Origin of the sequence: Escherichia sp. MOD1-EC6021, from assembly GCF_002965245.1 — a bacterium.
Classification (GTDB): Bacteria; Pseudomonadota; Gammaproteobacteria; order Enterobacterales; family Enterobacteriaceae; genus Escherichia; species Escherichia coli_F.
In genome coordinates, this window is sequence record NZ_PTRU01000006.1 from 198910 (window position 1) to 211988 (window position 13079).

Below are 13079 nucleotides of genomic sequence, written 5' to 3' on the forward strand. Positions count from 1 at the left end.
ATGAGAAGAGTAATCTTTAGCTGTTTCTGCGGGTTACTGTGGAGTTCCAGCGTATGGGCCACGGACCCTTTAGGAACGATTAATATCAATTTGCACGGTAACGTTGTTGATTTCTCCTGTACCGTAAATACAGCGGATGTTGATAAGACGGTAGATTTAGGAAGATGGCCCACGACACAATTGCTGGCCGCTGGCGATACCACGGCACTTGTTCCTTTTAGTCTGCGCCTGGAAGAATGTCCTCCGGGATCAGTCGCGATTTTATTTACGGGAACGCCGGCATCCGATGCCAACCTGCTGGCCCTGGACGATCCCGCAATGGCACAAACCGTCGCCATCGAATTACGCAAGAGCGATCGCTCCCGGCTTGCGCTGGGCGAGGCGAGCCCGACTGAGGAGGTAGATGCAAATGGCAATGTAACGCTAAACTTTTTTGCCAATTATCGAGCGTTAGCCAGCGGTGTCCAACCAGGTGTGGCGAAAGCGGATGCGATATTTATGATCAATTATAATTAATATTATATTAATTCATATAATTTGGCGTAGTCGATAAGTTCTACAATTGAATGCAAACCGAGTTTGCCATAAATATTAGATTTATGCGCACTAATTGTTTTATTGCTAAGTAATAGTTTGTCGGCAATTTCTTTATTAGATAATCCGCTAACCAGATAGCGTAATATAGTCACTTCACGATTAGATAGCACAGTAGCTGTTGAATTATTGGTGCTGCATTTATTACTTTTTATATAGTTGAGCGTTTCACTGGGGAAAAAAGTGTATCCAGAGAGAATCATCTGAACGGCATGAAAAATATCATTCTGATCATTGCATTTACTGACAAAACCGTTAGCACCCGCTTGTATCGCTCTGCCCGCATAAAAGCATTCTGATTTTGATGATAAAAATAATACCTTCACCGTACTCTGGATTTGTTTGATTCTTTTCAGGAAGGTAAAACCGTCTGTACCGGGCAAGTCTATATCCATAATGATTAAATCAACAGGACGGGTTCGGAGATAATCGATGGTTATGCGGTAATCATCCGTTTTCAGGACAATCTGCAATTCACTGTTTTTTTGCAACAGAACTTCAATGGACATTCTGATGATAGGATGGGTATCCATAATGATCACCGACGTTGGTTTCATAGTTATCAGTCTCATAGGATCGGACAATTTTCCGTTAGGGCGGGAAATTGTACTTTGATACATGAAAATACGGGTTTTCTTGATTCAGACGCGCAGCGGTGTACGTTTGTTTGCCGCTATAGCGAAATAAATCAGAAAATCAGACGCGGTCGTTCACTTGTTCAGCAACCAAATCAAAAGCCATTGACTCAGCAAGGGTTGACCGTATAATTCACGCGATTACACCGCATTGCGGTATCAACGCGCCCTTAGCTCAGTTGGATAGAGCAACGACCTTCTAAGTCGTGGGCCGCAGGTTCGAATCCTGCAGGGCGCGCCATTACAATTCAATCAGTTACGCCTTCTTTATATCCTCCATAATTCCAGAGTGGGACATATTTGGGACATTATCACCAAAAATGTCGTCTATTTTCCTCGCATGCTCTGTCAAATGATTAGGCGCAAGGTGAGCATACCTACGAACCATTTCTATGGACTCCCATCCGCCCATTTCCTGAAGCACTGATAATGGGACGCCTGACTGAATCAGCCAGCTTGCCCAGGTGTGTCTGAGGTCATGGAAACGGAAATCTTCAATTCCTGCACGACGACAAGCTGATAGCCATGATGTCTTGCTGTCGATGCGCATCTTCCTGACCGCAGGCGTTGATGTTCCATCTGCTCGCTTAGCCGCCTTGGTATGTACAAACACCCATTTGTGATGCTTGCCTATTTGATCACGCAACACTTTACAGGCGGTATCGTTCAGCGCCACACCAATGGCGCGGTTTGATTTGCTCTCTTCTGGATTCACCCAGGCAACTCGTCGCTGCATGTCGATTTGTTGCCATTCCAGATTTATGATGTTCGACTTTCTCAGACCAGTTGCCAGCGCAAACTTGACGACAGATTTCAGTGGTTCGGGGCACTCATCAATAAGGCGTTTTGCTTCCTCCTTTTCCAGCCATCTGACTCGCTTGTTTCTGACCGCTGGTATCTTGATGACAGGCGCTTTTTCCAGCCACTTCCAGTCGCGTTCTGCAGCACGGAGAATGGCCTTTATCATGGCAAGATGCTTTGCCTTTGTCTGAGTTGATACTGGCTTTGGTTCATAAACAGGCGGTTCTTTACCTTTCCTGATGGCGGCCTGAACTTTCTGTTTCCATATTTCTTTCGTCTTTCTGTTATGCATTCTGCTTACAGCAGAGTAAATCTTTGCCTCCGAGATATCTTTAAGCCTTATACCCTCAAAATGTTCAAGCCAGAACTCAATCCGGCTTTTATCTGAATCGAGAGATTTTTTATCAGCTTTTTCCTCAAGCCATCTTAGGCAGGCCTCTTCAAAAGTGACATCAGGTAAATCCCCTAGCTTTTCTACTCGCCAGAGTTCTGCTTTTCGCTTGTCGTGCAACTCCTGAGCTTGCCGCTTGTCCTTTGTGCCAAGAGATTCCTTAATTCGTTTCCCGCCCGGGAGCGAATACGAGGCATACCATATTTCATTTCTGCGGAAGAGTGACATTTTCTTTCCTCTGTTATGCCATCACCCGCGCTCACCTGGACAGTATGCAGCGGAGACTGAAGCGCCGCAATGCAGGCTTGCCGTGTTGTGAGGTAAGGAGATTTTGGCTTGGTTGGATCTTTACGTGTTGCCTGTAGGCGGCCTGTTCGTATCCAGTTGGTGGCGGTTGGTCTGGATATCTTAAGAAACTGACAGGCCTCATCGAGTGTGAGGCTGTATGATTCCATGGTTACCTCTGCTTTTTGAACGCATGTCACGTAACTTCTTAATGTGTTCTGCCGTTTCGATCTCTTCTGCTATCCGATCTGCATCAGCTTTATTCACAGGTTCAAAGTCATGATTAAAGCGGAACATGCTGGCGATACATGTTCTGCCTTTTCGGATGTAGTGAACTTTGTTGTGGGTAGAACGCAGGATTTTGCAGGGAGTGCCGTGGTGGTCGACGTACCAGGTGTTAGGAAAAATGATTCTGAACATTTTTACACCTCAGTTGGACGATGTTGAAATTTGCTGCTTTGAGGCCATCACAGTCCCCATTGTTTGTTCTTAAGTTCGATCTCCTCCTGGCAACTCGCACAAGTCCGACAACCCTGAACAGCCAGGCGTCTTCGCTCATCTATCGGATCGCCACACTCACAACAATGAGTTGCGGATACAGTCTGGTAGTTCAGACGACGCATTTTTATTGCTGTATTGCGCTGTAATTCTTCGATTTCTGATGCTGAATCAATGATGTCTGCCATCTTTCATTAATCCCTGAATTGTTGGTTAATACGCTTGAGGGTAAATGCGAATAATAAAAAAGGAGCCTGTAGCTCCCTGATGATTTTGCTTTTCATGTTCACCGTTCCTTAAAGACGCCGTTCAACATGCCGATCGCCAGGCTTAAATGAGTCGGTGTGAATCCCATCAGCGTTACCGTTTCGCGGTGCTTCTTTAGTACGCTACGGCAAATGTCATCGACGTTTTTATCCGGAAACTGCTGTCTGGCTTTTTTGATTTCAGAATTAGCCTGACGGGCAATGCTGCGAAGGGCGTTTTCTTGCTGAGGTGTCATTGAACAAGCCCCATGTCGGCAAGCATAAGCACACAGAATATGAAGCCCGCTGCCAGAAAAATGCATTCAGTGGTTGTCATACCTGGTCTCTCTCATCTGCTTCTGCTTTCGCCACCATCATTTCCAGCTTTTGTGAAAGGGATGTGGCTAACGTATGAAATTCTTCGTCTGTTTCTACTGGTATTGGCACAAACCTGACTCCAATTTGAGCAAGGCTATGTGCCATCTCAATACTCGTTCTTAACTCAACAGGAGATGCTTTGTGCATACCGTCTCCCGTTTATTATTTATCTTCTCAGCCAGCCGCTGTGCTTTCAGTGGATTTCTGATAACAGAAAGGCCGGGAAATACCCAGCCTCGCTTCGTAACGGAGTAGACGAAAGTGATCGTGCCTACGCGGATATTATCGTGAGGATGTTTCATCGCCATTGCTCCCCAAATACAAAACCAATTTCAGCCAGTGCCTCGTCCATTTTTTCGATGAACTCCGGCACCATCTCGTCAAAACTCGCTATATACTTTTCATTCCGCTCAATCACGACATAATGCAGGCCTTCACGCTTCATACGCGGGTCATAGTTGGCAAAGTACCAGGCATCTTTTCGCGTCACCCACATGCTGTACTGCACCTGGGCCATGTAAGCCGACTTTATGGCCTCGAAACCACCGAGCCGGAATTTCATGAAATCCCGGGAGGTAAACGGGCATTTCAGCTCAAGGCCATTGCCGTCACTGCATAAACCATCGGGAGAGCAGGCGGTGCGCATACTTTCGTCGCGATAGATGATCGGGGATTCAATAACATTTACGCCGGAAGTGAACTCAAACAGGGTTCTGGCGTCGTTCTCGTACTGTTTTCCCCAGGCCAGCGCTTTAGCGTTAACTTCCGGAGCCACACCGGTGCAAACCTCAGCTAGCAGGGTGTGGAAGTAGGACATTTTCATGTCAGGCCACTTCTTTCCTGATCGGGGCTTTGCTATCACGTTGTGAACTTCTGAAGCGGTGATGACGCCGAGCCGTAATTTGTGCCATGCATCATCCCCCTGTTCGACAGCTCTCACGTCGATCCCGGTACGCTGCAGGATAATGTCCGGTGTCATGCTGCCACCTTCTGCTCAGTGGCTTTCTGTTTCAGGAATCCAAGAGCTTTCACTGCTTCGGCCTGTGTCAGTTCTGACGATGCGCGAATGTCGCGGCGAAATATCTGGGAACAGAGCGGCAATAAGTCGTCATCCCATGTTTTATCCAGGGCGATCAGCAGAGTGTTAATCTCCTGCATGGTTTCATCGTTAACCGGAGTGATGTCGCGTTCCGGCTGACGTTCTGCAGTGTATGCAGTATTTTCGACAATGCGCTCGGCTTCATCCTTGTCATAGATACCAGCAAATCCGAAGGCCAGACGGGCACACTGAATCATGGCTTTATGCCGTAACATCCGTTTGGGATGCGACTGCCACGGTCCGGTGATTTCTCTGCCTTCGCGGGTTTTGAATGGTTCGCGGCGGCATTCATCCATCCACTCGGTAACGCAGATCGGATGATTGCGGTCTTTGCGGTAAATCCGGCATGTGCAGGATTCGTTGTCCTGTTCAAAGTCCATGCCGTCAAACTGCTGGTTTTCGTTGATGATGCGGGACCAGCCATCAACGCCCACCACCGGAACGATGCCGTTCTGCTTATCAGGGAAGGCGTAAATTTCTTTCGTCCACGGATTAAGGCCGTACTGGTTGGCGACGATCAACAATGCGATGAACTGCGCATCGCTGGCATCACCTTTAAATGCTGTCTGGCGAAGAGTGGTGATCAGTTCCTGTGGGTCGACAGAATCCATGCCGACACGTTCAGCCAGCTTCCCAGCCAGCGTTGCGAGTGCTGTACTCATCCGTTTTATACCTCTGAATCAATATCAACCTGATGGTGAGCAATGGTTTCAACCATGTACCGGATGTGTTCTGCCATGCGCTCCTGAAACTCAACATCGTCATCAAATGCACGGGTAATGGCTTTTTTGCTGGCCCCGCAGCGTTGTAAATGATCGATGCAGAGCGATTCAAACAAATGCTGGGGCAGGCCTTTTTCCATGTCGTCTGCCAGTTCTGCCTCTTTCTCTTCACGGGCGATCTGCTGGTAGTGACGCGCCCAGCTCTGAGCCTCAAGACGATCCTGAATGTAATAAGCATTCATGGCTGAACTCCTGAAAATGGCTGTGAAAATATCGCCCGCGAAATGCCAGGCTGATTAGGAAAACAGGAAAGGGGGGTTAGTGATTCAGGCCGTTACCGCGTCCGTCGAGAAAAACTTCCACGAGCAAATCACGGGTATAAGTGCGCTCGATGCCGCGATGCAGATAAAGCCGTCCGCGTAAATTAGCTGATGCAGTCCAGGTACCATCTTTGTGTTTGACCAGCATTCCTGGCATGACCGCACCTCGATTAACGGTCTGCGTTCCGTAATGTTGATGAACCATAAAAACTCCTGCCCGTAAGCTGGGCTGCTGAACATATAAAGACTTCTGCGCGTATTCAGGCGGTGGATGGCCGCCGGTTGTCATAACTAAGCCGCCTCGTTGAAGCGACTGAGGTATGAAGTGTTGAGTTGATTTCAGCTGGTCACACCGACGTTCACGCGTCCGCTTCACCCCTCGCACTCCCCGGAGCCTGCTGAAATTCAAGCTGCGGATCTAAGCGGTCATCGCAACGGTGAATCAGGTGATTGCCGTATCGTTGTGTTGTTGCGACATGGTGATAATAGCTATTGCTATTGATGATATCAATACTTATTGCTATTGCTAGATGTGTTTTGATATTAAATATTTGATAGCAAAAAGAATTAATTTTGTGACTTGCATCGCATAGCGATAACTGAAGCGGGGGTGTGGTGGTTTTTTGAACGGTGTGTGTGATGAGGGGAGGCAAAAGAAAACCCGGCACGGTGGCCGGGACGTTTTATTTCAAAGAAAAATTATGACTAGCGTATCTTGGAAGAAATTCATATAGTGTTAATGTCTTAACGCCGTGAGAAGCAGCAGCATCCGGGATCATTATTCTTTTTTTAGGTTTGCCACCGGATGGTTTCTCATGGGTAATAATAGTATATCCATGTGTCATCGCATGGGCTATTAAAAAAGCATCTGCTTTTTCATGGCTTGCAAAATCAAACTTTGCCTTTTCGGTAACATCTAATTTAGTTGACCAATTTATTAACTTTGCATAATTTTCTATTGAACTATGCTCATCTTCGAAGAATGATGATGGTAACTCTTCTTTAATCCATTTACACAATGGATCATCTTTTGCACATAGTTCTTTTTTTACAGCATTAATGCTATAAATCAGACCATTAATGTGTAAAGCGAGAAGAAAATCCCAAAATATTTTGCAATAATTGAAGTTATATGCAAAGTTTTTTGCCTCTATGAAGACATTACTATCAATTAAGAATTTTCCATTATGAATCATAGAGATTCTCGTTTTTTATAAAATTCAACAACTGTATCTGCTTTTACATTTAGCAGTACGCCTGCTTCCCTTAATGGTAATTGTTGAGACATTGCTTTGGAAATTATTATATTCGTAAGTTTTGGACTGTTACGAACAGGTAATGTGTTAAAGAAAGAACCACCATTAGATTCTTTTTTGGGCTTATTGTAAGCTTGATCTTTAATTATCTCCAAAGTGTTTCTTTCTATCAAATCTAATTGTAACGCTTTGATTGCACAAGCGAAATCACTAACCTTAAATAACTTAGAAACCTCTTTTACTCGATAATAATTATTATCGCTGGATGCATTAAGCCAGAAAGATTTGAAGAGATTATCAGGCATTAAGATTTCAGCAGCAACTTTATTACAAAAAGATTCTATGTTTTTTTCTGTGTCCCACCCAGAGACTCCATCGACTCCAAGCCAAAGATGAGCCACCTCATGAAATAATGTAAATACCTGCGCAGATAACGCGTCCGAGCTATTTACAAAAATGATCGGAGCAACGCTATCAGATATACAGAAACCACGAAACTCTCGCGTGTCAAGTTTTCTTTTATTATTATTACCCACAACACCATTCTTGAAAACTAATACGCCAGTGTCTTCTATTAATTTTGCCACTTTAGAAAAATAGCTCTCAAAAGTGACATTTTTTATCTCTTTTTGTATATCAAAATGTATTGTGTTTGCTATGTCTGTAGCAACAACCTTATAATTTAATTTTCTATTAAATTTAAATTTACCAATAAAATCGAGTGGATCATCATTACCATTTTCTCTTAAATAGTCTTTGTACCACTCAAGTTTATATTCTATATCATAGTAAACATCAAAAAAATCTTTTCCTAACTCACGGCTATTTATAGCTTGCCTTAAGTCAGGGATCTTGGGTTTGGCTGGAGTTGGTGGCGTTTCAAGAAATAAAAAACCGAAAGGGATTCCTCCAATTTTTGCCAGTTTTTCTGCTGCGGATTTACTTACCACTCCGTTAAGAAATTTATTAATCTTTTTGGGCATGACTTGGTCAGCAAGAGTTTCGATAGAAACTCCTTGAGAATTTGCTATCCAATCAATCATCTTCCTAGACAATTGAAATTCAACCGCTGCCATGTTATCACCTAGTTAAAAAAAACTATTATTCAACAATTATTGTTGTGCACCTGATAGCTAACGTCAAGCCTAATTTATTGCCTTACTACAGTAAGCTGAAAAGCGAAGTGCATAATTTTGTTCTGATTTCTACCCATGCTTTCTATATGTCTGCGGCATGCTCCCGATGACTTTCCCGAAGATGAACACGCGGTTCATCTCGTCTTTCTCGATCGGGTCCCACGGTGAGTAGCTCTTGTTATCAGAGATAACCAGCAGCTTATCCTTCATCATTTGCAGGCGTTTTACATGGGCGGTGTCGTCATACAGAAACGCATAGATACCATCACCGTCGAAAGATTTAACCGTGATATCAACGAACAGCAGATCACCTGGTTCGATCGTTCCTGACATGCTGTCACCACGCACGTTAATGATGCGGATATTTTCCGCCTTCCTGCCATCGAACATGTGACGAGCATCGTCAAACGAGTATTCAACCGAGCGTAGAACTTCTACAAACTCACGGTTGATTACACCCGGCCCGGCACTGACTTCTATATCAAGAACGTCAATTTTGAAGTATTTGGAATGGCTGACAGCAGGCTTCCCTGATTGTTGACCGTCATTTCTCATCGGGCCTATGCCTGAAGAGAGCCATTCTGTTCGAACACCCAATGCATTAGCTATTTCAACAATTTTTGTTGAGCCGCGCGCGTTGCCGCTTGTCAGTCTCCAGATTGTGGGTTGAGCTACGCCAGACGCCTTTGCAAGAGCGCCTTGAGACATTCCAGATTGTTCCATCGCTAGATTTAAGCGATCAGCAAGAGTTTCTTTTTTCATAAGTTTTAATTTATACGCTTGCGTATTGATGGTCAAAACACGTTTTGCTATTGCTTGGATTAATACGCATTGCTATTATTCATTCATTGCAATACCAATAGGAATTGATAATGACAAATCAAACCATTCAACTCGCAATCAGTATTACAGGCAGTCAAAAACGACTGGCAGATCTATGCGGTGTAGCCCAACCCACAGTTTGGCGTTGGCTACACGGTGGCGGAATTGATGCCCGCTATGTAATGAAAATTGTCTCAGCCACTGGTGGAAAGATTAAACCAGCAGATATTCGTCCCGACCTCGCACCATTGTTTAACGCGAGTAATTCTGCCGCCTAAACTGCGGCGTTAACTGATAAGGCAATGACTATGCAACCACTTACATACCAACAGACTAGCGGATTTAGCCCGACTGCGGTGATAAATCGTTCTCAAACAAAACAGGTGGCAGGCCACGAAAAAATCCGTGATGCCGTCCGCGCCTGGTCGGCTGTAGATAATCAGGATGTCGTTGCCACACTCATTGTGAATGAGTATCGGGAGCAGGGCGGCGGCACCATCGATTTCCCTGATGATGTCAGCCGTGCACGCCAGAAGCTGTTCCGCTTCCTCGATAACAAATTCGATTCTGAAAAATACCGAAATAACGTGCGTGAACTGACCCCGGCAATTCTGGCGGTACTACCGCTGGAATATCGCGGTTACCTGGTTGAGCAGGATAGCTTCATGGCTAGGTTGGCTGAAATGGAAAAGGAACTCAGTGAGGCAAAACAGGCTGTCATTCTCAACGCACCACGCCACCAGAAACTGAAGGAAATTAGTGAAGGTATTGTATCGATGTTTCGTGTGGACCCAGATCTGGCTGGTCCATTGATGGCGATGGTTACTACCATGCTGGGGGCGATATGACAGGTTCAGAAATGGCGAAAGCCGGTCTGCTGGAACAGAACCGACTTTCAGGTGCAAATCGTAACACACTCATTGCGGGAGGAATTATGGCAAACACTGCTGAGATATTCAATTTTCCAGTGCCGGATGCGGCACAAAAGGAGCCGCGCGTGGCAGATCTCGATGATGGTTATACGCGCATTGCAAATGAGTTGCTGGAAGCTGTGATGCTGGCCGGATTAACACAGCACCAGCTTCTGGTCTTCCTGGCTGTCATGCGCAAAACATATGGCTTTAATAAAAAACTGGATTGGGTGAGCAACGAGCAACTGTCCGGATTGACCGGGATATTACCGCACAAGTGTTCTGCTGCAAAAAGTGTTCTGGTAAAGCGTGGGATTTTGATTCAGAGCGGGCGGAATATCGGTATTAATAATGTGGTCAGTGAATGGTCAACATTACCCGAATCAGGTAAGAAAAATAAAGTTTACCTGAAAGAGGTAAATTTACCTGAATCAGGTAAGAAAAGTTTACCCAAATCAGGTAAAGGCGTTTACCCGAATCAGGTAAACACAAAAGACAAACTAACAAAAGACAATATAAAACCTTTTTCGTCCGAGAATTCTGGCGAATCCTCTGACCAACCAGAAAACGATCTTCCTGTGGTGAAACCAGATGCTGCAATTCAGAGCGGCAGCAAGTGGGGGACAGCAGAAGACCTGACCGCCGCAGAGTGGATGTTTGACATGGTGAAGACCATCGCACCATCAGCCAGAAAACCGAATTTTGCAGGGTGGGCTAACGATATCCGCCTGATGCGTGAACGTGACGGACGTAACCACCGCGACATGTGCGTGCTTTTCCGCTGGGCATGCCAGGACAACTTCTGGTCCGGTAACGTGCTAAGTCCGGCCAAACTCCGCGACAAGTGGACCCAACTCGAAATCAACCGTAACAAGCAACAGGCAGGCATGATAGCCAGCAAACCAAAACTCGACCTGACAAACACTGACTGGATTTACGGGGTGGATTTATGAAAAACATCGCCGCACAGATGGTTAACTTTGACCGTGAGCAGATGCGTCGGATCGCCAACAACATGCCGGAACAGTACGACGAAAAGCCGCAGGTACAGCAGGTAGCGCAGATCATCAACGGTGTGTTCAGCCAGTTACTGGCAACTTTCCCGGCGAGCCTGGCTAACCGTGACCAGAATGAACTGAACGAAATCCGCCGCCAGTGGGTGCTGGCTTTTCGGGAAAACGGGATCACCACAATGGAACAGGTTAACGCTGGAATGCGCGTAGCCCGTCGGCAGAATCGACCATTCCTGCCATCACCCGGGCAGTTTGTCGCCTGGTGCCGGGAAGAAGCATCCGTTAACGCCGGGCTGCCAAACGCCAGCGAGCTGGTTGATATGGTTTACGAGTATTGCCGGAAGCGTGGCCTTTATCCGGATGCAGAGTCTTATCCATGGAAATCAAACGCGCACTACTGGTTGGTTACCAACCTGTATCAGAACATGCGGGCCAATGCGCTGACTGATGCGGAATTACGGCGCAAGGCTGCCGATGAACTGACTTGTATGACCGCGCGAATTAATCGTGGTGAGGCGATACCTGAACCAGTAAAACAACTTCCTGTCATGGGCGGTAGACCACTTAACCGGGCTCAGGCTCTGGCGAAGATCGCAGAAATCAAAGCTAAGTTCGGACTGAAAGGAGCCAGTGTATGACAGGCAAAGAGGCAATTCTTCACTACCTGAAAACGCACCGGACTTTCTGCGCGCCGGATGTAGCTGCGGCAACAGGCGTGACTGTAACCAGCATCAATCAGGCAGCAGCCAAAATGGCACGGGCAGGAATCCTGGTCGTTGATCGCAAGGTCTGGCGAACGGTGTATTACCGGTTCGCTACCAGGGAGGAGCGGGAAGGAAAGGTGAGCACGAACCTGATTTTCAAGGAGTGTCGCCAGAGTGCCGTGATGAAACGGGTATTGATGTTTTGGGGGAGGGGAGGGGTATAAGCGAAACGTTATGAGTGTGTGGGTATTCGTGCCATTGCGATGTGGTAGAGAGTGCTGAGGGCGTCATGGTTGTGTTGCGAAAACTACGTTGCACTTGAGCAGGATCTTGCAGAATTTGAGCGCGAGTTCCGTGTTGCTGATGCGACTATACCCTCGATGTAGAGGAACTTAATTAGCTGATTGTAATTCAATATGCCTACTAAGACCGGTTGGGTATGAACTAGTAAAGGCTGCAAAATCCTATAGAGTGTTAACGCAACCAAAAACGTTAAGCACGGAGAAAAAAATATGGATCCTAAATTACTGTATGCCACGTTTAAACGAAATGACGCACCAGCTTGGCGCTGCCCGAACTGTATGAATGAAACACTGGAGATTGTCGCTGATAGTTTTGTAGAAACTGATTCAAGCGCAACAACTCAGTTTAGAGATGAAGTATGGTTTGATGAGGAAATGTCGGGAGGAGTATTCAGTTGCGTGCTGCGCTGTACCCGCCAAGCCTGCCAGGAGAAGGTTGCTTTGTCTGGGCAGGTTGTTGCTGTAGAATGCTTCAATGACGAAATGACGGAGCGTTGGTATGTTTCTGGTTTCCGTCCTAAGTATTTCTATCCACCACTTCCTCTATTCCTGTTTCCTGAAAAGTGCCCTGAAGATATAGCTGATCTCTTGGCGGAAGTATCAGCTCTGATCCCCTCGCACCCAGCTTCAGCGGTGAACACCATGAGAACCATACTGGAGATGATGCTTGATAGTCTTGATGTACCAAGAGAGAAAACAGTTAAAGGCAAGATAATACGTCTTTCTACGCATGAAAGAATCACAAATTATTCAGATAAACTGGGACCAAATAAAGATGCATTCATGGCGTTAAAGTGGTTGGGGAATCACGGCAGTCATGGAGGGATTAAAGTCACAAGGTCCTCTATTAATGATGCCTGCATTCTCATTGGTCATTTGATTGACTTCTTATTCTTAGAAAGCCCGGATGTAACTATTCATATTGAACGGATAAACAACGTGTATGCACCCAAAAAGGAGTAAAACG

At 45.9% G+C, this 13079-nt stretch carries 21 protein-coding genes, 1 tRNA gene and 1 pseudogene; 8 read left to right on the forward strand and 15 right to left on the reverse strand.

All coding sequences use genetic code 11. The features are described 5' to 3' along the window. Nucleotides 1-516 carry a fimbria assembly protein gene (sfmF, locus tag BEB54_RS09575; RefSeq protein WP_105277234.1) on the forward strand — a complete coding sequence of 172 codons (516 nt, stop codon included), beginning with the start codon at nucleotides 1-3 and terminating at the stop codon, nucleotides 514-516. A 2-nt stretch (nucleotides 517-518) separates the two neighbouring features. Here the strand turns inward: sfmF and fimZ are convergent, their stop codons facing one another. Beyond that, nucleotides 519-1151, reverse strand: coding sequence for a fimbria biosynthesis transcriptional regulator FimZ (gene fimZ / locus BEB54_RS09580; protein WP_000805420.1), 633 nt, complete (start codon nucleotides 1149-1151; stop codon nucleotides 519-521). A 242-nt stretch (nucleotides 1152-1393) separates the two neighbouring features. Here fimZ and BEB54_RS09585 point away from each other — a divergent pair. After that, nucleotides 1394-1470: transfer RNA gene (locus tag BEB54_RS09585), tRNA-Arg, on the forward strand. 15 nt (nucleotides 1471-1485) lie between these two features. Here BEB54_RS09585 and BEB54_RS09590 read toward each other — a convergent pair. The 14 genes and pseudogenes from BEB54_RS09590 to BEB54_RS09665 form a co-directional block, all read right to left on the reverse strand. Further along, nucleotides 1486-2649, reverse strand: a complete 1164-nt coding sequence (locus tag BEB54_RS09590; RefSeq protein ID WP_000051902.1) for an integrase — start codon at nucleotides 2647-2649, stop codon at nucleotides 1486-1488. A 161-nt stretch (nucleotides 2650-2810) separates the two neighbouring features. Continuing rightward, nucleotides 2811-2876 (reverse strand): annotated as a pseudogene (locus tag BEB54_RS29920) (helix-turn-helix domain-containing protein); the annotation flags it as partial. Next, nucleotides 2848-3126: a DUF4222 domain-containing protein gene (locus tag BEB54_RS09600; protein ID WP_000488407.1), complete on the reverse strand. Its 279-nt coding sequence runs from the start codon at nucleotides 3124-3126 to the stop codon at nucleotides 2848-2850. The pseudogene BEB54_RS29920 and the gene BEB54_RS09600, both read right to left, overlap by 29 nt. Before the next feature lie 47 nt (nucleotides 3127-3173). Beyond that, nucleotides 3174-3392: a TraR/DksA family transcriptional regulator gene (locus BEB54_RS09605; RefSeq protein ID WP_000763385.1), complete on the reverse strand. Its 219-nt coding sequence runs from the start codon at nucleotides 3390-3392 to the stop codon at nucleotides 3174-3176. A gap of 98 nt (nucleotides 3393-3490) precedes the next feature. After that, entirely contained in the window at nucleotides 3491-3706 is a 216-nt protein-coding gene (locus BEB54_RS09610) for a hypothetical protein (protein WP_000188870.1), read from the reverse strand. A 76-nt stretch (nucleotides 3707-3782) separates the two neighbouring features. Then, nucleotides 3783-3974: a DUF1382 family protein gene (locus BEB54_RS09615; RefSeq protein WP_000548537.1), complete on the reverse strand. Its 192-nt coding sequence runs from the start codon at nucleotides 3972-3974 to the stop codon at nucleotides 3783-3785. Next, on the reverse strand, nucleotides 3947-4129 hold the full coding sequence (locus tag BEB54_RS09620; protein WP_105282179.1) for a DUF1317 domain-containing protein: 183 nt from the start codon (nucleotides 4127-4129) through the stop codon (nucleotides 3947-3949). The genes BEB54_RS09615 and BEB54_RS09620 overlap by 28 nt, the downstream gene beginning before the upstream one ends. After that, on the reverse strand, nucleotides 4126-4806 hold the full coding sequence (locus BEB54_RS09625) for a lambda exonuclease family protein (RefSeq protein WP_000186804.1): 681 nt from the start codon (nucleotides 4804-4806) through the stop codon (nucleotides 4126-4128). The genes BEB54_RS09620 and BEB54_RS09625 overlap by 4 nt, the downstream gene beginning before the upstream one ends. Next, nucleotides 4803-5588 carry a phage recombination protein Bet gene (gene bet / locus BEB54_RS09630; RefSeq protein ID WP_000100847.1) on the reverse strand — a complete coding sequence of 262 codons (786 nt, stop codon included), beginning with the start codon at nucleotides 5586-5588 and terminating at the stop codon, nucleotides 4803-4805. The genes BEB54_RS09625 and bet overlap by 4 nt, the downstream gene beginning before the upstream one ends. A 5-nt stretch (nucleotides 5589-5593) precedes the next feature. Then, nucleotides 5594-5890: a host-nuclease inhibitor Gam family protein gene (locus BEB54_RS09635; RefSeq protein ID WP_000995420.1), complete on the reverse strand. Its 297-nt coding sequence runs from the start codon at nucleotides 5888-5890 to the stop codon at nucleotides 5594-5596. A 76-nt stretch (nucleotides 5891-5966) separates the two neighbouring features. Further along, entirely contained in the window at nucleotides 5967-6173 is a 207-nt protein-coding gene (locus tag BEB54_RS09645; RefSeq protein ID WP_000233576.1) for a phage encoded cell division inhibitor protein, read from the reverse strand. 478 nt (nucleotides 6174-6651) lie between these two features. After that, nucleotides 6652-7164: a DUF4411 family protein gene (locus BEB54_RS09655; protein ID WP_000581650.1), complete on the reverse strand. Its 513-nt coding sequence runs from the start codon at nucleotides 7162-7164 to the stop codon at nucleotides 6652-6654. Next, nucleotides 7161-8300, reverse strand: a complete 1140-nt coding sequence (locus BEB54_RS09660; protein WP_000741702.1) for an ImmA/IrrE family metallo-endopeptidase — start codon at nucleotides 8298-8300, stop codon at nucleotides 7161-7163. The genes BEB54_RS09655 and BEB54_RS09660 overlap by 4 nt, the downstream gene beginning before the upstream one ends. Before the next feature lie 129 nt (nucleotides 8301-8429). After that, a complete protein-coding gene (locus BEB54_RS09665) occupies nucleotides 8430-9122 on the reverse strand; it encodes an XRE family transcriptional regulator (protein WP_001295669.1) in 693 nt (230 codons plus the stop codon). A 110-nt stretch (nucleotides 9123-9232) separates the two neighbouring features. Here BEB54_RS09665 and BEB54_RS09670 point away from each other — a divergent pair, with 110 nt between their 5' ends. The 6 genes from BEB54_RS09670 to BEB54_RS09695 all read left to right on the forward strand — a co-directional run bounded on the left by BEB54_RS09670 (nucleotide 9233) and on the right by BEB54_RS09695 (nucleotide 13075). Next, complete coding sequence (locus BEB54_RS09670) at nucleotides 9233-9460, forward strand: helix-turn-helix domain-containing protein (RefSeq protein WP_000184665.1); 228 nt, start codon at nucleotides 9233-9235, stop codon at nucleotides 9458-9460. A 30-nt stretch (nucleotides 9461-9490) separates the two neighbouring features. Next, the gene (locus tag BEB54_RS09675) at nucleotides 9491-10030 is read left to right on the forward strand and encodes a toxin YdaT domain-containing protein (protein ID WP_001182887.1); all 540 of its coding nucleotides are present in this window, start codon (nucleotides 9491-9493) and stop codon (nucleotides 10028-10030) included. After that, complete coding sequence (locus tag BEB54_RS09680; RefSeq protein WP_000147901.1) at nucleotides 10027-11046, forward strand: replication protein; 1020 nt, start codon at nucleotides 10027-10029, stop codon at nucleotides 11044-11046. Before BEB54_RS09675 ends, BEB54_RS09680 begins: the two co-directional genes overlap by 4 nt. Continuing rightward, complete coding sequence (locus tag BEB54_RS09685; protein WP_001361480.1) at nucleotides 11043-11744, forward strand: replication protein P; 702 nt, start codon at nucleotides 11043-11045, stop codon at nucleotides 11742-11744. Before BEB54_RS09680 ends, BEB54_RS09685 begins: the two co-directional genes overlap by 4 nt. Further along, entirely contained in the window at nucleotides 11741-12034 is a 294-nt protein-coding gene (locus BEB54_RS09690; protein WP_000145946.1) for a winged helix-turn-helix domain-containing protein, read from the forward strand. The genes BEB54_RS09685 and BEB54_RS09690 overlap by 4 nt, the downstream gene beginning before the upstream one ends. Before the next feature lie 288 nt (nucleotides 12035-12322). Further along, complete coding sequence (locus tag BEB54_RS09695; RefSeq protein WP_000371307.1) at nucleotides 12323-13075, forward strand: DUF4145 domain-containing protein; 753 nt, start codon at nucleotides 12323-12325, stop codon at nucleotides 13073-13075. Nucleotides 13076-13079 lie beyond the last annotated feature (4 nt).